The organism is Mesorhizobium caraganae, assembly GCF_016836705.1.
Classification (GTDB): domain Bacteria; phylum Pseudomonadota; class Alphaproteobacteria; order Rhizobiales; family Rhizobiaceae; genus Mesorhizobium; species Mesorhizobium caraganae.
Genome location: NZ_JAFCGY010000002.1, coordinates 16,366 through 34,161, shown reverse-complemented (window position 1 = coordinate 34,161; position 17,796 = coordinate 16,366). Strand labels below are relative to the sequence as shown.

The 17,796-nt window shown below is 59.2% G+C and carries 15 protein-coding genes; 3 read left to right on the top strand and 12 right to left on the bottom strand.

The genetic code is table 11. The annotated features are described in order from the left end of the window. Positions 1-226: 226 nt before the first annotated feature. Positions 227-1,027, top strand: coding sequence for a methyltransferase domain-containing protein (locus tag JQK88_RS07785; protein ID WP_203277989.1), 801 nt, complete (start codon positions 227-229; stop codon positions 1,025-1,027). A gap of 120 nt (positions 1,028-1,147) precedes the next feature. Here the strand turns inward: JQK88_RS07785 and JQK88_RS07780 are convergent, their stop codons facing one another. The 7 genes from JQK88_RS07780 to JQK88_RS07750 all read right to left on the bottom strand — a co-directional run bounded on the left by JQK88_RS07780 (position 1,148) and on the right by JQK88_RS07750 (position 10,820). Next, positions 1,148-2,071 (bottom strand): NAD-dependent epimerase/dehydratase family protein, encoded by a 924-nt coding sequence (locus tag JQK88_RS07780; protein WP_203277988.1) that lies wholly within the window; start codon positions 2,069-2,071, stop codon positions 1,148-1,150. 103 nt (positions 2,072-2,174) lie between these two features. Further along, entirely contained in the window at positions 2,175-6,476 is a 4,302-nt protein-coding gene (locus tag JQK88_RS07775; RefSeq protein WP_203277987.1) for a glycosyltransferase, read from the bottom strand. Beyond that, positions 6,473-7,381 (bottom strand): dTDP-4-dehydrorhamnose reductase, encoded by a 909-nt coding sequence (gene rfbD / locus JQK88_RS07770; protein ID WP_203277986.1) that lies wholly within the window; start codon positions 7,379-7,381, stop codon positions 6,473-6,475. The genes JQK88_RS07775 and rfbD overlap by 4 nt, the downstream gene beginning before the upstream one ends. Continuing rightward, positions 7,378-8,472 carry a dTDP-glucose 4,6-dehydratase gene (gene rfbB / locus JQK88_RS07765; protein ID WP_203277985.1) on the bottom strand — a complete coding sequence of 365 codons (1,095 nt, stop codon included), beginning with the start codon at positions 8,470-8,472 and terminating at the stop codon, positions 7,378-7,380. Before rfbB ends, rfbD begins: the two co-directional genes overlap by 4 nt. Positions 8,473-8,497: 25 nt before the next feature. Then, positions 8,498-9,049: a dTDP-4-dehydrorhamnose 3,5-epimerase gene (gene rfbC / locus JQK88_RS07760; RefSeq protein WP_203277984.1), complete on the bottom strand. Its 552-nt coding sequence runs from the start codon at positions 9,047-9,049 to the stop codon at positions 8,498-8,500. Position 9,050: 1 nt separating this feature from the next. Continuing rightward, complete coding sequence (gene rfbA / locus JQK88_RS07755) at positions 9,051-9,932, bottom strand: glucose-1-phosphate thymidylyltransferase RfbA (protein ID WP_203277983.1); 882 nt, start codon at positions 9,930-9,932, stop codon at positions 9,051-9,053. Between the two features lie 294 nt (positions 9,933-10,226). Further along, positions 10,227-10,820: a biotin transporter BioY gene (locus JQK88_RS07750; protein ID WP_112564008.1), complete on the bottom strand. Its 594-nt coding sequence runs from the start codon at positions 10,818-10,820 to the stop codon at positions 10,227-10,229. Positions 10,821-10,936: 116 nt separating this feature from the next. Between JQK88_RS07750 and JQK88_RS07745 the strand changes: the two genes are divergently transcribed. Continuing rightward, a complete protein-coding gene (locus JQK88_RS07745; protein WP_203277982.1) occupies positions 10,937-11,845 on the top strand; it encodes an MBL fold metallo-hydrolase in 909 nt (302 codons plus the stop codon). Here JQK88_RS07745 and JQK88_RS07740 read toward each other — a convergent pair. Genes JQK88_RS07740 through JQK88_RS07720 form a run of 5 tightly spaced genes read right to left on the bottom strand, consistent with a single transcriptional unit; the run spans position 11,842 to position 16,553 of the window. Continuing rightward, positions 11,842-12,834: a phosphorylase family protein gene (locus JQK88_RS07740; RefSeq protein WP_376740384.1), complete on the bottom strand. Its 993-nt coding sequence runs from the start codon at positions 12,832-12,834 to the stop codon at positions 11,842-11,844. The two genes, JQK88_RS07745 and JQK88_RS07740, sit on opposite strands and share 4 nt — an antisense overlap. Beyond that, positions 12,777-13,568, bottom strand: a complete 792-nt coding sequence (locus tag JQK88_RS07735) for an ABC transporter permease (RefSeq protein ID WP_192256411.1) — start codon at positions 13,566-13,568, stop codon at positions 12,777-12,779. The genes JQK88_RS07740 and JQK88_RS07735 overlap by 58 nt, the downstream gene beginning before the upstream one ends. Then, entirely contained in the window at positions 13,561-14,448 is an 888-nt protein-coding gene (locus tag JQK88_RS36005; protein WP_203277980.1) for an ABC transporter permease, read from the bottom strand. Before JQK88_RS36005 ends, JQK88_RS07735 begins: the two co-directional genes overlap by 8 nt. Then, positions 14,445-15,482, bottom strand: a complete 1,038-nt coding sequence (locus JQK88_RS07725; RefSeq protein ID WP_203278176.1) for an ABC transporter ATP-binding protein — start codon at positions 15,480-15,482, stop codon at positions 14,445-14,447. Before JQK88_RS07725 ends, JQK88_RS36005 begins: the two co-directional genes overlap by 4 nt. 27 nt (positions 15,483-15,509) lie before the next feature. Next, the gene (locus JQK88_RS07720) at positions 15,510-16,553 is read right to left on the bottom strand and encodes an ABC transporter substrate-binding protein (protein WP_192256409.1); all 1,044 of its coding nucleotides are present in this window, start codon (positions 16,551-16,553) and stop codon (positions 15,510-15,512) included. A 211-nt stretch (positions 16,554-16,764) separates the two neighbouring features. On the opposite strand from JQK88_RS07720, the gene JQK88_RS07715 reads away from it, so the two are divergent. Further along, a complete protein-coding gene (locus tag JQK88_RS07715) occupies positions 16,765-17,763 on the top strand; it encodes a LacI family DNA-binding transcriptional regulator (RefSeq protein ID WP_192256408.1) in 999 nt (332 codons plus the stop codon). Positions 17,764-17,796 lie beyond the last annotated feature (33 nt).

Genomic DNA, 17,796 nt, shown 5'->3' with positions numbered 1-17,796 from the left:
AACGCGATACGCCGCATGGACGACCTAGCTCGAGGGCAGACGCTAGCGTTTTGGCAAGCCACGATGAGAGCCTTATCGAAAGCGTGACGACGCAGATCAACCACGCTAGGTCGAGGAAGCTGTTGTAGGGCCCAAAATGCGCAGTGCAGAAATCGTACGGAAATTCCCGTTCCTCCAGCGGCCGATCGGCTTGGTTAGAGAACTTGCAGCCAGGAGCCGTTTATCCGTGACTGAAATATACGCAGACGAAACGGTAGAGTTTTGGTTGGAACGCTCGCACAGCGAACTCGCCCATGTCGCGGCGGCGCTCCATCGCGACCGCCGCCAGGTCGGAGACAAAGCCGGACTTCACGAGGTCATCGGTGCAAGAACCGTGATTTCAGACGCCTTTGTCAAGGGAATCGGCATTGAAGTCGGAGCCGGCAACCGTCCATTTCCTGTGCCACCCACGGCCACGGTGATCTACGGCGACATCCGCGACAACGAAACGTTGAAGACGCACTTTGCCGACAAAAACATCACGGAGGGCGGCTTCATCGATGCGGAGACCTTTGCGGGAACTCGGCACGCGAGCCTCGACTTCGTCATTTCGGCCCACGTCATCGAACACCTGGCCAACCCGTTCGGCTCAATTCGCGAGGGACTGGCACGATTGAAGCCAGGTGGCGTCTACGTCATCGCCGTGCCGGACATGAGATTCACTACTGACCGGGACCGACCTCCGACACCGTTCGACCATCTCATGGACGATTTGAGTACGGGCGGAGAACCGACGCTACTGGCCTCCTATATCGAGCACTGCCGTTATGTGCACCCGATTTCCCAGCCTGCGTTTACCGAAACCGAGTTGGTGTCGGCAGCCGAAGCCGGGCTAAAAAAGCGCGTCGACATCCACGTCCACGCGTGGACCAAAGAAACATTCTCCGCCCATCTCGACCGCTTGGCTGAACCGTTTGGGTTTACGAAATGCTTCGAGAGCGCCATTCGAAACGAAGCGTTGTTCGTGCTTCAAAAGAACGTCAAGTAGCACTATTTCGAAGCAGCCGGACGTTTCTGAAGTAGCAAGATCGATGATTTTTCATCGTCAACCTATGCCGTCAGTTTTCTTATTTTTAACATTTCCTTGAAGACGTACAGTAGCGCGATTTCAGGGTAATGACGCAGTCTGCGTCGTCTCTTTGTAATCCAATACAAAATTTTGTATCGCATCGGAAATGTCAAATTTCGCCTTCCATCCCGTATCACGCGTTATGGCGTCGCAATTCAACTCCACGTCCCTCACAAGAAACGACTTCTCCGGTATGTAATTTCGGAAGATAGGTTTTCCGCATGCATAGGAGCAAAGGTCGACGATTTCATTTACACTAACTGATCTGCCCAGTCCGACATTGTAAATTTGTCTTTTTCGCTCTTGCGGCCTCAGTACGATATCGATGGCAGCACAAAGATCTCGTACGTCGATGTAGTCGCGCAATGCCTTGCCGTCGCCCCAGATGTCAATCGGGGCACCGAGAAAGGCAGCTCGAACGGCAGCGGCAACGAGGCCCTGCCCCTTTTCGGGCGACTGATATTTGCCAATAGGATTCGAAGCACGAAGAATCGAATAGTTCCATCCGGCGCCCGCAGATAGCGTCTTTATGGCGCTCTCGATCATCAGTTTGCCGCACCCGTAGGTGCTTATTGGAAGAGTTGGGTGTTCTTCAGTGATGCTCGACTGCCGGGGCACTCCGTAGATCGTTCCGCCAGATGATAGATAGACCACATGCTCGATTGAGGTCCCACGGATGCTTTGCAGGAATTTGATATGCGGAACGACATTCCGACTCACCTCAGATACGAGATCATTTGCGAAGGTGGCCGGCACAGATGCGCTAACGAGCAACACCACGGCGCTCAGTTCTTTGAGATGGTCGCGATAGGTCGCCGGGTCATCGAAATCAATAAGTGTCATGTTGGCCGTTTGAGCAAAAGCTGCTCGCCGTACAAAGCCACGGAATGGAATATTTTTCTGGTTGAAATGATCAACGAGATTTCGCCCGATGAACCCGGATGCTCCAAAAATACCAATCATCCGAGCTCCCCCTGAGCGAAGTTTAGGAGACCGTCCCGATGGACCCGCCAAGGGCGGCCGATCTTTGGACCTAGCCTTAGGCAATGCGCGATTGCAACCTGGCTCATGCCGTACGATCCAAATCTCTGTCCAGCTTTGACGCCACGCGATGCAGTATTTCGCCAGCGAAGGCTTCAGGCGAAAAATTGGCCGCGAAAACTGCCTTGGCGGCATCTCCGATCTCGGGCCATTTAGCTCTGTCGCTGATCGCCCGCCCAAGCGCAGCTGCAAGACTCGTGGGGCTGGAATCTTCCGCTATGTATCCGGAGACGCCGTCTTCAATATACTCTGCGGTGCCGACGGCGGTCGAGCATACCAGGATCTTTCCGCACCCCAGGGCGTCGATCGAAACAAGTGGCAGTGTGTCGTCGCGCGAAGAGACGAGAAGTATGTCAGTTTCGTGCAGCGCTCTTTCGTACTCCGCGTGGCTGAGAGGCCCCTGCGCCGCAACACCAACTCTGATGTCCGCCATTTCAACGATCTGACCGTGGTATCCCGCGTTGAGGCTCCGCCCGGCCAATCGCAACTCGCACATACGCCGAGTGCTTTTGTCCAATTTGTCCACCGCCAAGATCGCCAGATCCTGGCCCTTGCGCGGCTCATATGAGCCAAGCACCGAGATGACGATGTTGTTGTCCTCGCCCTCCGTTGGCCCCGAGGACTCGGCAGCCGAGCCCATCGTCGCGCCGCTGTACGGAACAACGGAATAATCTGCAAAAAACGGCTCGACAACGCGTCCGGCAATCTTACTCCCAACCCAAACACCAGCGGCCTTGTTCAGAGCCTGTCTTGCCTCGGAATTCGACGAGAAAAGTTCTTTCGCAAATTCGCTTTCGTGGAGATACCAAAAGGTGGGGACCAGTTCGGCAAGCTGACACACCACCGGCCATCCAACCACGGTGTTAACGATTATCGCGTCGAAATTCCTGCCTAGTTTGAGAACGGTTTCGTGCCTCGTGAGAACGAGCTCATCAACAATGACCGTTATGCCCAGATCATTGATATGGGTCCGCATCGGGCCATCGGTTGGCGTTGCCACAACAACAAAATTGCCGGCTTCTGACAGCGTCCTGGCCAGATCGAGAACAACGCGCGGCGCGCCGCTTTCGGTCATCTCGTGAGATATGATCAATACTTCCCGGCCGGCATCACGCCAACAATCCGAAGAATCAAGAACGCCGTGACCGGGATATACCTGAAATTCCTCCTGAGAATCTCGGTATAGCAGATCTTTCATCGTCTTGGTGTAAAAAGGATCTCGACAAATCGAGTTCGGCCATCTCTTCAGAAGATTAATATCGGATTTATCTTTTTTTGAGACGGCGTTATTGGCTTCATCCTTCTCATTCTTCCCAATAGAAACATGACCTATGTGGTATAAACGCGGATATGGAGAATACACACAGCTGTATCCCTTGGCACGTACCTTCAGACACAAATCGACGTCAGAATGAGCGATTGGAAAACGCTCCGCGTCAAACCCCCCTACTTCCATAAATACGTCACGGTCTATCATCAAACACGCGCCGCAAATCAATGAAACATCTCGAATGGACTGCGCGAAGTTATAATGGTCCGTCGTCATATCGGGGAGAGAGTGGAACGCAGTGCCCACGAGTCCACGCACACCGGTAACCATGCCAGCATGCTGAATCAAGTTGTTCTCATAGAGCAGCTTTGGGCCAACAATGCCTACATTTTCCAATGTGGCTGCCTCCAACAGACTGGAAATCCAGTCTCGCGAAATTACCCGAACATCATCATTGAAGAAAACGATGTATTTCCCTCTTGACTCATGGGCCCCCTGATTACATTTATCTGAAAAGTTAAACTTCTTGTCATAGATAGAAAATTTAACCTTGCCCGAAATCTCCGCCAAATTTCGCGCTATACGGCTATTCGTCACCACGATTATTTCGAATAGGTCCGTATCCGTTCCATTCAATATCGAATTAATCGACGATCGTATGTTTTCCGCATCGTCCGACGGAATTACGATCGACACCAAATTTCCAGAAAGTAAGTTTGGATCCCTGTGCACCCTGTTGGCATAAGGTAGAGCGACTGCTCGACCGCCATAGTTTCGGCGTTGAATCGTGTCTTCAAGAGCTGCTATATTTGAAATTCGAGCATAGTCCTTGCCACCCAAGGATGCAGATCCTTGGATCATCCGCCAGCCATAAAGCACACGCTCGATATGGACAATTTTCCTGGCCTGCTCCGAAATGCGAAGCGCAAGATCATAGTCTTGCGAAAAGTCGTACTCACTGCGAAAGGCGCCGACTTGCTGAACAAGGCTTTTTTCGTAAACCGTCAGGTGGGCGGTATACATGCAATTGAATAGGAGATGAGGACTCCAATCGGGCTTGCGGAAAATTTCCACGGGACGATCGTTTACGTCGACTTTGCATTCGTCAGAGTAGATAAAATCTACAGCAGAATCCGCGACAAGCACCTCAGCAACCCTGAGAAGGGCATCTTTTGTCAAAATGTCGTCGTGATCCAAAAGGGCAATATACGTCCCGGAGGATTGATCCAGGGCATGATTGGTTGCCTTCGAGATTCCCCCGTTTTCCCCAAGCCTATGGGCTTTCACCCGCCTGTCGAGAGATGCAAACCTATCCAGAAGCTCTGTAATTTCATCATCCTGCGAACAGTCATCGACAATGACAAGTTCCCAATTTTTGTACTCTTGAGCCACCAGGGACAGAATCGCCCGCTCCAGAAAATGAATCGGCGGTCTGTAGACAGGCATCAGAACGGATATGGTCGGGCCGGCAAAACTGGATGTGGAAACATTGGACAGCGCAAAGCGAGACGACACTTCCTCCTTTTCCCTGAGCAGGTTTTCCGCGATCCGAGCATCCGGAACCTTGAGAAATGAAAGCCCATCAAGCGTCGCCTGCCTCACCCCTTTCGAGGCCACACGAACATAGATGGCTTTCGCCACGTTTCGCCAGCCGCCGCGATGGATACGGGCCAGCCGAAGACGTTGAACAAGCTTCGTGGCTTTCAATCGATCGACCCAGGCTATTCTTGCGGGTTCAATCGCCTCATTTTGGGTATCAAGAAGTGAATTATCCGAGAGGCCTGATCGAGCAGCGTAGAGATGTACTATTTCCTGCTGCCCTCTCGCCAACTCTTTCTCTTTTGCCTCGCTCAACTCCAGTTTTGTCTTGCCGAGAATTTCCGTCAACCTGATATTTTCCTCAACCGCGATCGATATTTCGGATCTGGCCTTTTCTGCAGCGAGGTTCGCTTCCGCAACGCTATGACGATATCCGGCTATATCTGCATCTTTCTGCTGAAGCTCACTTGCAAGCTGGGCAGCCTTGTTCACCTGCTCTTCCGCAGCTCGCTGCCAGTGCCCTGCCAATTCGGAAAAAATCTGCGCTCGAACCTGCAGCTCGGGGAAAAATGCTTCGCCGAAGATTGGAGCGACGGCGTCGAACTCAGTTTTGACACGGTCGAGAACCGCCATGGCCTCAGCCTGGCCGGCATCTGTTTCCAGAGCCTTGAGTGCCGAATAGGTATCTTTCACCCATCCGGCGATTCGCTCGTCGGCGAAGAGTGCGCCATCACTTGCCGTGTGGTGTTGATAGTCACTCGAAATATAGGCATCAATCTCGGATGCAGCCTCTTCGACCGCGCGAGGCCAGGCAGCCGAAAGCGCGGCCGTGATCTTGTCCAGCGTCGGCCGCCAGCTCCGCATCATCGCCTCATACGAGACGAACACACGTGGTGCGCCGCGTGTCGAGCCCTCGGCCTCCAATTCATGACGAAGCCAAAGCAAGGCACCGAAGCCCGGGGTCGAACGATCTCGTTTGCCGAGCGACGCAACGACCGCAAGCGGATTGCGACTTGCCAGAACGTATTGCAGGTCGATGTTCATAGACTTGAAGATGCTCGCGTAGAGCGGCACAAAACGCGAGATGCGCGGCTCCTTGAGCACCAGCAGACTGGCGTCGCCGTACTCCTCGTCAATGAGGCGAGCGATTTCCACCCTGTAGAATTGAGCGCGCGCCTTCGACAAATCGCCAAGATCGAACCTGCGCCAATCGTCCCACCTGCTGCCCGCCTCGGCGAGCATCTGGTCGTGCAGCTCGATTAGCTTCAAGGGCTCCCAGTGGCCCGTCGGATTGGTCGGATTGGCGCCGAGCAAATCCTTCGGCAGCTCCGCGCCAAGTAGGCTGATTGCCCTGGTCAGCGCGCTCGTGCCCGAACGATGCATGCCGAGGACCATGATGCAGGTGCGCTTCGCAGGTTTGGCCTTCGCCTTGGCACGCTTCGTCGAAGTCACTTCGGCCGCGGCGGGATGCTCGGGCGCCGCATCGCGCAATTGTTCTGAGGACGGGTGCTTATTCATGCGCTCAGTGCCTGTCTCGTCTCGCCGGTCAGTAGCCGGTACACCACCGCCTGCGCCGATTGTCGCCAGTCGGGCGCGACCCAACCGCATGCGGCTGCGAATCTCGCCGTCGACAGCCGTGAATTGGCGGGCCGCTTTGCCTTGGTCGGATAGTCGCTGGTGGCGATTTCGCGCACCCGCGCAGTGGGCCCGCCGTAGCGCGCGCTTGTGTCGAGTATGTGGCGGGCAAAACCGCTCCAGCTGGTCTCGCCGGTGCCGGCCAGATGATAGATGCCGTAACCGTCAAACGCCTCGTCGTGGCGCAACATCCCCGCCGCATGCAGGATCGCATCGGCAATATCAAATGCGGAGGTCGGATTTCCCCATTGGTCGGCGACGACAGCGATCTCGTCGCGATCGCCGGCCAGCCTCAGCATGGTCTTGACGAAATTCCTGCCGAACGGGCTGTAGACCCAGGCGGTGCGCAGGATCAGATGGCGCGGATTGGCGGCCGCCACCGCCTGTTCGCCGGCGAGCTTGGAGGCGCCGTAGACGCCGAGCGGCGCGGTGGCGTCGGTCTCGACATAGGCGCCGTCCTTGGAACCGTCGAAGACGTAGTCGGTCGACAGATGGATTACGGGCACGCCGAGCTTCGCGGCCGCCTCGGCGACCTTGCCGGCGCCGACGGCGTTTACCGCAAAGGCAAGGTCGGGCTCGTCCTCGGCCTGGTCGACCGCAGTGTAGGCGGCAGCCGACACCACGATGTCCGGCCGCACTGCTGCGAGAGCATCGAACACCGTGTCGGGCTGCGCCAGATCGAGCGTCGGCCGGCCGACCGCGACGACCTCAACGCCATCGCGCCCCTGCCCGGCCTCCAGCAGGCTGGTGGCGACCTGACCGTCGCGTCCAGTGACAACCAGCCTCACGCCGCGCCCTTCCTGCCTTCAATCTGGCCGCGGGACTGGACTTGCCCGAGCCGCTCGCCGGCATAGCGCTGCTCGCGGATCGGCCCCCACCACCATTTGTTGTCGAGGAACCAGTCGACCGTCCTTGCCAGGCCGCTGTCGAAACTCTCCGACGGCGCCCAGCCGAGATCCCTGCCGATCTTAGAGGCGTCGATGGCGTAGCGGCGGTCGTGACCCGGGCGATCGGTGACGAAGCTGATCAGGTCGCGATAGCTCTTGCCGCCGGCCCGCGGACGCCTGGTGTCTAGCAGATCGCAGATCGTCTCGACGACGCTCAGATTGGTCCGCTCGGAATTGCCGCCGACATTGTAGCTCTCGCCCGGCTGACCCTTGGTGGCGACCAGTTCCAGGGCGCGGGCATGATCCTCGACGAACAGCCAGTCGCGCACATTGGCGCCGGCGCCGTAGACCGGCAGCGGCCTTTCGTCGAGCGCGTTGAGGATCACCAGCGGGATCAGCTTCTCGGGAAAGTGATAGGGTCCGTAATTGTTCGAGCAGTTGGAGAGCACGACCGGCAGGCCATACGTCTCGTGCCAGGCCCGCACCAGATGGTCGGACGCCGCCTTCGAGGCGGAATAGGGCGAGGACGGCGCGTAAGGCGTTTCCTCGACGAACATGCCGCCATCGAAGGGCAGATCGCCGAACACCTCGTCGGTCGAGACATGGTGGAAGCGGAAGCGGGCTTTCCTGTCCTCGCCAAGGCCGCGCCAATATTCGAGCGCCGAATTCAGCACCCGGTAGGTGCCGACGATGTTGGTCTCGATGAAGGCGCCGGGTCCGTCGATCGAGCGGTCGACATGGCTTTCGGCGGCGAGATTCATGACGACGTCGATCTCGTCGCGGTGGAGGATGTCGAGGACCGCCCGCTCGTCACAAATGTCGGCCTGCGCAAATTTGTAGTTGTGCGCATTCTCGATCGTGCGCAGCGAGGCGAGATTGCCGGCATAGGTAAGTTTGTCGAGATTGGTCACATGGTAGGCCGGATTGGCGCACAAATGCCGGCACACCGCCGAGCCGATGAAGCCGGCACCCCCTGTCACCAGAAAATTCATGGCGCTCTCCTCACATCGTCGCGCGTCATGCGAACACCTCGGCATTGGCGAGCGTTGGCGCCTTGAGGTCCTTGGCCGAGAGCTCGAAGCCGCCGGCTGGCGATGGCCAATCGATGCCGATGTCGGGGTCGTCGAAACGGATCGATCGGTCGTGCGCCGGCGAATAGGTGTCGGTGACCTTATACAGGACCTCGGTGTCCGGCACGAGCGTGACGAAGCCGTGCGCGAAGCCCTTCGGCACCAGGATCTGGTTGCCTTTCTCGGCCGATATTTCGAGCGCGACCCATTTTCCGAAGGTTTTCGAGCTGCGGCGAATGTCGACCGCGACGTCGAGGATCTTGCCTCTGATCACACGCAGCAACTTGTCCTGCGCGCGTGGAGGAAGCTGATAGTGAAGTCCCCGCACGACACCTGCCGCCGCCGAATAGGAGTGGTTGTCCTGGACGAAACGCAAATCGATACCGGCTTCAAAAAAGCGCTCGGCATTCCAGGTCTCGATGAAATAGCCGCGCGCATCGCCGTGCCGCTTCGGCACGATCTCGAGCACGCCATCAAGACCAAGCTGCCTGACGTCCACTCTAGTTCTCCGTCAGCTCGGTGACACGCCGGCGCAGATAGGCGGCGTATTCATTCTTGCCCAGGCGCGTGGCGCGCTCAAGCACCTTGTCGGCGGTCAGCCAGCCCTGCTCGAAAGCGATTTCTTCAGGACAGGCAACCTTGATGCCCTGGCGGTGCTCGATGGTGCGCACGAAGGAAGAGGCCTCATGCAGGCTGTCATGCGTGCCGGTGTCGAGCCAGGCATAGCCGCGGCCGAGCTGATGCACATGCAGCTGCCCGCGCTCGAGATAGACGTTGTTGACCGCCGTGATCTCGAGCTCGCCGCGCGCCGAGGGCTTGATTGTCGAAGCGATGTCAACGACCTCGTTGTCGTAGAAATAGAGGCCGGTGACCGCCCAGTTGGACTTCGGCTTCGCCGGCTTTTCCTCGATCGTCAAAGCGGTGCCGGTGAGCTTGTCGAACGACACCACGCCATAACGCTGCGGATCCTCGACATGGTAGGCGAACACCGAAGCGCCGCTTTCCCGCTGCGCAGCCGCACGGCAGAGCTGCGACAGGCCCTCGCCGAAATAGATGTTGTCGCCGAGGATCATCGAAACATTGTCCTTGCCGATGAAGTCGCGGCCGATGATGAAGGCTTCGGCAAGGCCGTTGGGCTGCGGCTGTTCGGCATAGGACAATTCGAGCCCGAATTCCGAACCGTCACCCAGCAACTCGCGAAAGATCGGCAAGTCGCGTGGTGTCGAAATGATCAGAATCTCTCGGATCCCCGCGAGCATCAACACGCTCAGCGGGTAAAAAATCATCGGCTTGTCGTATATCGGCAGGATTTGCTTAGAGATCGCTAATGTTAAGGGATAAAGACGCGTCCCGCTGCCTCCTGCAAGGATGATTCCTTTCAACAAGCTCTCCTTGAATTGCCAGGCCCCCGCCCGAAATCAAGTTGACCGTGCTTAGGTTTCGTGCGGAGGCTTGTCAATTCAAACTCGGCCGTGGATCAGCACCAGAATTGACCTACATCTGCCGCCTCGTGGTAATTTGAGCGACTGACCACAAGCTGTTGACCGACCGGCCACAGGCTGGCGATGCAATCGGCACGGCGATTTGGCAGCCGGCTTCCCGCCACCGACTGGTGGACGCATGACAACAAAAAGCCGGCGGGCTCGCACCCGCCGGCTCATTGCGTTTAAGCGATTTCAGGGTTGCTTGGGCAGCAGCGACCATACCGCCGGCACCAGGCTGGCGGCCAGCGCAACCTTGATCAGGTCGCCGACGATGAACGGCACGACGCCGAACTGCCACGACTTTTCCACACCGATGAGGGTGGCCAGCCAGGCAAAGCCCATGGCCATCATGACGATTTCGGCGACCAGCATGGCGTTGAACAGCTTGATCGGGTGGCGATCCCAGCCGCGATCGGCGGCCCAGCCGACAATCGCAGCCATGACGACGAAGCCGGCGAGATAACCACCGGTGCCGCCAATCATGTAGGCGATGCCGATGCCCTTTTCAGGCGTGCTCTGGAAGACCGGGAGGCCCATGGCGCCCTCGGCCATGTAGAGAAGCAGGGTAGCGACGCCAAGCCGCAGGCCAAATGCGGTGGCGATCAGCAGGACGGCCAGCGTCTGCATCGAAATATCGACCGGCCCGAGCACGACTTTCGTCTTGGCCGACAGGGTCAAAAGCAGCGTTCCGGCGATCGCCAGCAGAAGCTGGGTTGCCAGGCGCAGCGCCCCCTCCTGAGGCAAAGCGAGAGAAACAAGCGGGCGCATCGTCGTTGCAAGTGCCATGGTCTTCCCCAATCCGGATTGCCGCAGATGGCGGCCTCGCTTTTTCCTATATTGGCTTCCGTGCTATGCGGCAATCGCTTTTGCCGTCCCCTTGACCGGAGCTCAACGACACCGCCATGGCGCTCAAATTCGACACCAGCTTCGATCCGGCCTACGGCCAGGGGGTCACTGTTGCGCCGGACGTCTTGCGCGTCACCGCCAAAAACCCCGGTCCGTTCACCTTTCACGGCACCAACAGCTACGTCATCGGCCGCGACACGCTGGCGGTGATCGACCCGGGTCCGGATGACGAGGCGCATTTCCGGACGCTGCTCGAGGTGATCGCAAACCGGCCGGTCAGCCACATTCTCGTCAGCCACACGCATCGCGACCATTCTCCGCTGGCCGCGCGGCTGAAAGCGCACACTGGTGCACCGGTGCTGGCCGAAGGCCCGCACCGCCCGGCGCGGCCACTGCGGATCGGCGAGACCAACCCGCTTGACGCCAGCGCCGACACGGCTTTCGTCCCGGATATCACACTGCCCGACGATACGCTGGTCGAGGGTGACGGCTGGGCGATCCGGACCGTGCTGACGCCGGGCCATACCGCCAATCACGCGGCGTTTGCGTTGGAAAGCACCGGCATCCTGTTTCCAGCCGACCATGTGATGGCGTGGGCGACCTCGATCGTGGCGCCGCCCGACGGCGCCATGGCCGACTACATGGCTTCGCTCGACAAATTGATCGCGCGCGGCGACCGCCTGCTGCTGCCCGGCCATGGCGGCCCGGTGATCGCGCCGCGCAGCTTCATGCGCGGACTCAAAACCCACCGCAAGATGCGCGAACGGGCGATCCTGGAGCGGATCCGGGGCGGTGACCGAACGATTCCGGACATGGTCAAGGCGATCTACAGGGACACTGACCCGCGCCTGCACGGCGCCGCCGGCCTGTCGGTGCTTGCCCATCTCGAGGATCTGGTGGCGCGCGGCTTGGTCAGCACGGAGGGTGATGCGGCCATCGATGGTATTTTTACGCCGGTTGGCTAAAACCGGCTGGAACGTTCTTCCGGTTGAGGCGACTTCAGACCATGGCAAGAGCATTCCGGATTGGCCGGAAGTCGCGCCGCGGTCTCCAGCGCGACCCGCGAGGCCGTCATGGAGAGGTTTGGCAACACGTCCTCCTGCAGCAATTTCTGGCGATTGCGGTCCATATAATCGTTGAAACCAGCCGTTACGAACGCGCAGGGCACGAAACATGCTCCGATCTCGCGTGACAAGGTAGCTTCGGGGGCGATCGAATGGTTGAGCACATCCGCCCCCATGTTTCGAAACGCCAGGGCTTCGGCCGGTGTGGTCAGCCGCGGCCCGTAACAGTGGGCAGCGACCAGCTGCTGTTCGATGCCATGAACGCGGCATTCGGCCGGCCAATGACGGCGGGCGGTTTCGACCAGCACTGCCGCACCTCTTGGGCAGACAATCTGCTTGCCCGAGCAATCGAAGCTCTGGCGGCCGGGAAGCAGTGAAAACGGGGTCTGCGTCAGTTCGATGATATCGGCATTCACCACCATGTCGCCGGGCTTGATCGCCTTGTTGACGGCGCCGATGGTCGAGCAGGACAGCACTTGCCGTACACCCGCGTTCATCAATACCCAGAACGCGCGGCGATGACAGGAATGGTCGACATGGTCGCGGGGATTGCCGTGCGAATACATGCACAAGGCACGTTTCGCTTTGCCTTCAGTGGTAATCGACGCATCGAACTCGAGCAGCTTCCAGTTGTCGGTGCGACCGAAAGGCGTTTCAAAACTCATGTCCCGCCGCAAGGTCCGCACGCCCTCGAATTCGACATCTTCCGGGAAGGCAAGCCCCCAGTTTGCCGACCCGGTGATGATCGCCAACCCCACTTGGGGTATGTCCGTTGAATGATAAGCTGGATCGTCGGCTGCGTGCTGATTGGTAGGCATGTTTCCAGTCTCGGTCAGGATTTTTGGCGAAGGGTCACGATCAGGACGGCGACCACGACGATGACGGTCCACAATGTCGAGATCGCCGCAATCGTTGGATCGATCTGATCGCGCAGCGACAGGAACATGAGCTTCGGCAGCGTGCTGTTTTGACCGCTGGCGACGAAGATCGAAATGACTGACTCGTCGAGCGAGGTCAGGAAGGCCATCAGCGTGGCCGACAACAGACTGATCCGGAGTTGCGGGACAATTATGCCGCCAATGGCTTTTGCCCAGTTTGCGCCCAGGCTGCGCGCCGCCTGAACCTGGTTCCAGTCAAAGCGGATCAGTGCCGGCAGCAACACAATGCACGCGACCGGGATAGCCAGCACCACGTGTCCAACCAGCACGCCGAACAGCGTTCCGACCAGACGTTGCGCCGCCAGAACAAAGAACAGACCGATCGCCAGCAGGATGCCCGGCACAATGGACGGGGTGAGCAGAACGCCCTGAATGGTCAGGGCGGCCTTTCCGCCGAGCCTGTTCATCGAGATGCAGGCCAGCAGCCCCAGCGGCACCGCGACCGTCGCCGTCAATGTCCCCAGGATCAGGCTCGTCCTGAGCGCGGCCATCCATGTCGCCGAGCCGAAGAACGTCTCGTACCAGCGCAACGAGTATGCGTGCGGCGGGAACTCGAGAAGATTGGATGCCGAAAAGGAGAGCGGGACGACGACGAGCGTCGGCAGCATCAGGAAAATCATTACGAGCGCGCAGAAGCTCCACAGAAGGATACGGGCCAGCCTATTGTCCGGATAGGCTTCAAGCATCGGTCGCGTCGACATTGTTGCGCGCCATCAGTCGCCGCGCCGCCAGGAACATCATGCCGATCAGCGCCATGAGAACGAGCAACAGAATACCCAAGACGCTCGCCGACCCCCAATCCTGAAAGGTCGATAGCGTGCGCTCGATCCGGATGGAGAGCGGATTTACCTTGCCGCCGCCAAGCACCGCCGGTGTTATGAAGAAACCTATGGTGTAGATGAAGACCATCATCGAACCCGAGAAGATGCCGCCGGCAGAAAGCGGCAGAATGACCATGCGGATCGCTTGCCCGAGGGTAGCGCCCATGCTCGCCGACGCGCGAATGAGGTTTGCGTCGATATCGCGCATCGCTGCATAAACGGGCAGCAGGAAGAGCGGCAGCATGTAGTGAACCATGCCGATGAGCGTTCCCGTGAAGTTGTAGGCCAGCGGCAATGGCTCCGCTGTCAGGCCTGAACCGGTCAATGCCGCGTTGATCAGGCCATCGCGCCGCAAGAGCACGAGCCAACCATAGGTCCGCACCAGAATGGAGGTCCACAACGGCAGCATGACGAAGGCCATCAGCAAATTGGCCACCTTCGGTCTGGCGCTGGCCAGGGCGAGCGCCAGGGGGGTGCCGAGAAGAATGCAGATCGCCAGCGTGCCCAGGGATAGCTCAAGGGTTGTGACGAGCGCCGACCATGTCAGTCCGCTCGACAGCACCTTCTCGTAATTGCCGACGGTGTATTCGCCCCCCGTGGTCAGGAAGGATTGCCGAATGATCCAGAGGATGGGCAGTATCGCCGCCAGTCCAACGATGAAAAGCGCCGGCAGCGAAAGCGAGAGGAAGAACCGCCGCTCGCGTCGAGCGTCTGCCGCGAGCGCAGGATCGGCGATGACGGTCACGCTCTCGATCCCGGTATCGCGTGAACTTTCGCCGCCGGTGCATAGGCGGTCACCCGCTGACCGGTGGCAAGCTCGGCGCAGCCACTGGCCAGCGCCGCCGGAATGCAGACAAGAATCTCTTGCCCGCCGTCAATCGCCAGCGTCAAAAGCCAGTTCTCGCCGCGAAACGCCTTGGCGCGCAGCGTTCCCTCAAGCGCCACCCCGTCCCGCCCAACGAGCTTCGCATCAAGATGGAAGCTTTCCGCGCGGATCATCAAAGCTCCGCTTGACGCATCGGTGCCGTCTATTCTGCGCACCGCGCCCGGAGCCACAATGTTGGCCTCACCCATGAACTCCGCGACGAAGCGGGTTGACGGACGATCATAGATCCGCTGTGGCGTGTCGATCTGCTGAATGCGGCCGGAATTCATCACTGCAACCCGGTCTGACATGATCAGTGCTTCGCGCTGGTCATGCGTCACATAGATCGTGGTGATCCCCAGATCGTCGTGCAGACGCCGGATCTCGTACTGCATGGTCTCGCGCAGGTTCTTGTCGAGCGCCGACAACGGCTCGTCCATCAGCATCACGCGTGGCTCGAAGACGATTGCCCGTGCCAGCGCTACGCGCTGGCGCTGGCCGCCGGACAATGCCGCAATGTTGCGCTCCGCCAAACCCTCCAGCTTCACGCGGGCCAAGGTGTCAAGCGCCCGCTGACGCGCCTGCGCTCTCGGCGTCTTGCGCAGCACCAACGGATATTCGACATTTGCCAGAACGTTCATGTGGGGAAACAGGGCGTAGTTCTGGAACACGATGCCGATGTCCCGCTTGTTGGGGGCCAGGCGGGTAATGTCGCGATCATCCAACAGGAGTTTACCGGAATCGGGCCGGACAAAACCGGCCAGAGCCATGAGCAGCGTGGTCTTGCCCGACCCGGAGGGCCCGAGCAGCGTGAGGAATTCGCCAGCCTGAATGTCGAGCGAGACATCGTCCAGCGCGACGTAAGATCCATAGGTCTTGCGCACGCTGTCGATGGTGATCGGGAGCGACTTCATCATGTGCTTCAGCCTGAGAGCTGAGACTCAGCGGGCCATCATCTCATCGAAGGCTTTTTGGGCAGCCTCGCCGTTCTTGACCCACCAGTCGGCATTCGAAAACACCGAAGTGCCGGCATTTTCAGGCGCCGTCGCCAGGGTCTTGAGGCGATCTTTGGGAATAAGATCACCCTCATAGCCGGCAGGATTGACCGGACCATAGGCGATGAAGTCGGTCAGCTTCGCCACCCGTGCGGGCTGCGTCATCGCCGCGATGAGCTTCATGGCAGCTTCCTTGTTCGGCGCCCCCTTCGGCACCGCAAGGCAGTCCGTGCCGATGACGGAACCCTTGAACGTATAGTCGATCGCGCCGCCATCCGTCTTCACCGTCTGGGCTCGCCCATTCCAGGTGACGACCAGATCCGCCTCGCCGTCTTTCAGCAATTGCGCCGACTGCGCTCCGGAGGTCCACCACACCGAGACATTTGGTTTGATCGCGTCAAGCCGCTTGATGGCGCGCTCCAAACCCTCCGGCGTGCTGAGCACAGGATAGACGTCCGCCGGTGCCAGGCCGTCCGAGAGCAGCGCGATCTCGATCAAGTCCTGCGCATTGGCGCGCAGCGCGCGACGGCCCGGGAATTTGGCGACGTCCCAGAACTCCGCCCAGGTCTTTGGTGGATTGTCGCCATAGGTCTTGGTGTTCCACGACATGACGGTGCCATAGGAGTCGAACGGATAGCAGTAGTCGGACTTTGCGCCGGCCGGCACGGAGTTGGGATCGATGATCTTGTAGTCGAGCGGCTCCAGCAGCGACTGTGCGGCCGCCTGCGCGCCTTCCGGTGAGCCGAGGTGGATGATGTCGGTCGTAACCGCACCCGAGGTTACCTGCATCTTGAGGGCAGCCAAGCCGTCGCTTTGCGTCTCCTCGCGGACATCATAGCCGAGCTCTTTTGCAGCGGGAGCCCACATGGCCTCCTTTATGGCGTTGCCATAGTCGCCGCCCGCCGTGGTGATGGTGACTGTTTGGGCATAGACGGGCAAGGCCGCCGAGACTGCGATCGCTGCCAGGGAAATGCGTAGTAACCGGGACATGATTTCTCCTCCTCCGGATTTATCAAAATGCCGACAAGATAGGCTTTTTTATAATCGTAACGTTACGATTGCCGAAAATCGCCCTATAGTCAAGCTGACGCCAGCAGGTCCGTTCAGGCTGGAGGCCTGGATTTGACCCTCAGGTCGAATCCGGTAACGTTGCGATGCCCAGCAGGATCAGCCGGCGCTTTGGCAAATGAAGTCGGGCGATATGGCCAATTTGAAACAGATCGCGGCAGAACTTTCCCTTTCGGTGACCACGGTGTCCCGCGCTCTGAAGGATGGGCCGGAAGTGCAGCCGTCGACCATAGCCCGCGTCAAGGAAGTGGCGAAGCGGGTCGGGTATGTTCCCAATCATCACGGTCGCGCGCTCAAAACCGGACGAACCCTGATGCTGACGGCAGTGCTGCCGATGGAGACACGCGACTACCTGTCCGATCTGGCGAAGCTTCCCTTGATCGAAGGCATGACGCTGGCGGCGCGGCAAGCAGGCTACAGTCTGTCCATCTATTCGACCACGCCCGATGACGATCCCGTCGAAAGCGTACAGCGCCTGCTCGACGCGCGCAGCGCGGACGGCCTGATCATCACGCGCATGGTCTCGGGTGATCCGCGCGTCAAGCTGCTGCTGGATCAACGCATCCCGTTCGTGGCGTTTGGAAGAACCGACCTGGACGTCGCGTATCCCTATGTCGATATCGACAATGAGCAGATTGCCTATGATGCGACGCAACGGCTCATGGACAAGGGCTGCCGGCGTATTGCCCTGCAACTCCTCGTGGCGAAGGATCAGGCGAGCGCCATGCGTCTTGCCGGCTATGGCAGGGCGATGGCCGAGGCCGGTATTCCGATCGACCAATCGCTGATCGGTCACGGCACGTTCACGATGGAATCGAGCGTAGCCTGGTTCGATCGCCTGCTGGCGTCATCAGATCCGCCGACGGGCCTGGCATGCGCCAACGAACTGGGCCTTCTGGGAGCGTTGCACGCTCTCGGCAGGCGGGGTCTTGAGCCCGGCCGCGACGTCCACATCGTCACCCGGGACAACACGCGTCTGGCGCGCTTCCTGCCGGCGAAGATCGGCGTTCATTCCGTAGACATGGCAGACGTCGGGCACAAACTCATCGAAGTCCTGGAAAGCCGGATCGCCAATCCGCTTGGGCCGGTCGTGACAGTCTTGTTGCAAGGCAAATTCGACCCGGCCGAGTAGTCTGCCCGCGGTCTCAATCCGCATTTTTGCGGC

Coding starts and splice junctions, on each gene's coding strand:
- JQK88_RS07780 (WP_203277988.1), bottom strand. CDS start 2,071: ATGATTGGTATTTTTGGAGCATCCGGGTTCATCGGGCGAAATCTCGTT.
- JQK88_RS07775 (WP_203277987.1), bottom strand. CDS start 6,476: ATGAATAAGCACCCGTCCTCAGAACAATTGCGCGATGCGGCGCCCGAG.
- rfbB (WP_203277985.1), bottom strand. CDS start 8,472: ATGAATTTTCTGGTGACAGGGGGTGCCGGCTTCATCGGCTCGGCGGTG.
- JQK88_RS07750 (WP_112564008.1), bottom strand. CDS start 10,820: ATGGCACTTGCAACGACGATGCGCCCGCTTGTTTCTCTCGCTTTGCCT.
- JQK88_RS07745 (WP_203277982.1), top strand. CDS start 10,937: ATGGCGCTCAAATTCGACACCAGCTTCGATCCGGCCTACGGCCAGGGG.
- JQK88_RS07735 (WP_192256411.1), bottom strand. CDS start 13,568: ATGCTTGAAGCCTATCCGGACAATAGGCTGGCCCGTATCCTTCTGTGG.
- JQK88_RS07725 (WP_203278176.1), bottom strand. CDS start 15,482: ATGAAGTCGCTCCCGATCACCATCGACAGCGTGCGCAAGACCTATGGA.
- JQK88_RS07720 (WP_192256409.1), bottom strand. CDS start 16,553: ATGTCCCGGTTACTACGCATTTCCCTGGCAGCGATCGCAGTCTCGGCG.
- JQK88_RS07715 (WP_192256408.1), top strand. CDS start 16,765: ATGGCCAATTTGAAACAGATCGCGGCAGAACTTTCCCTTTCGGTGACC.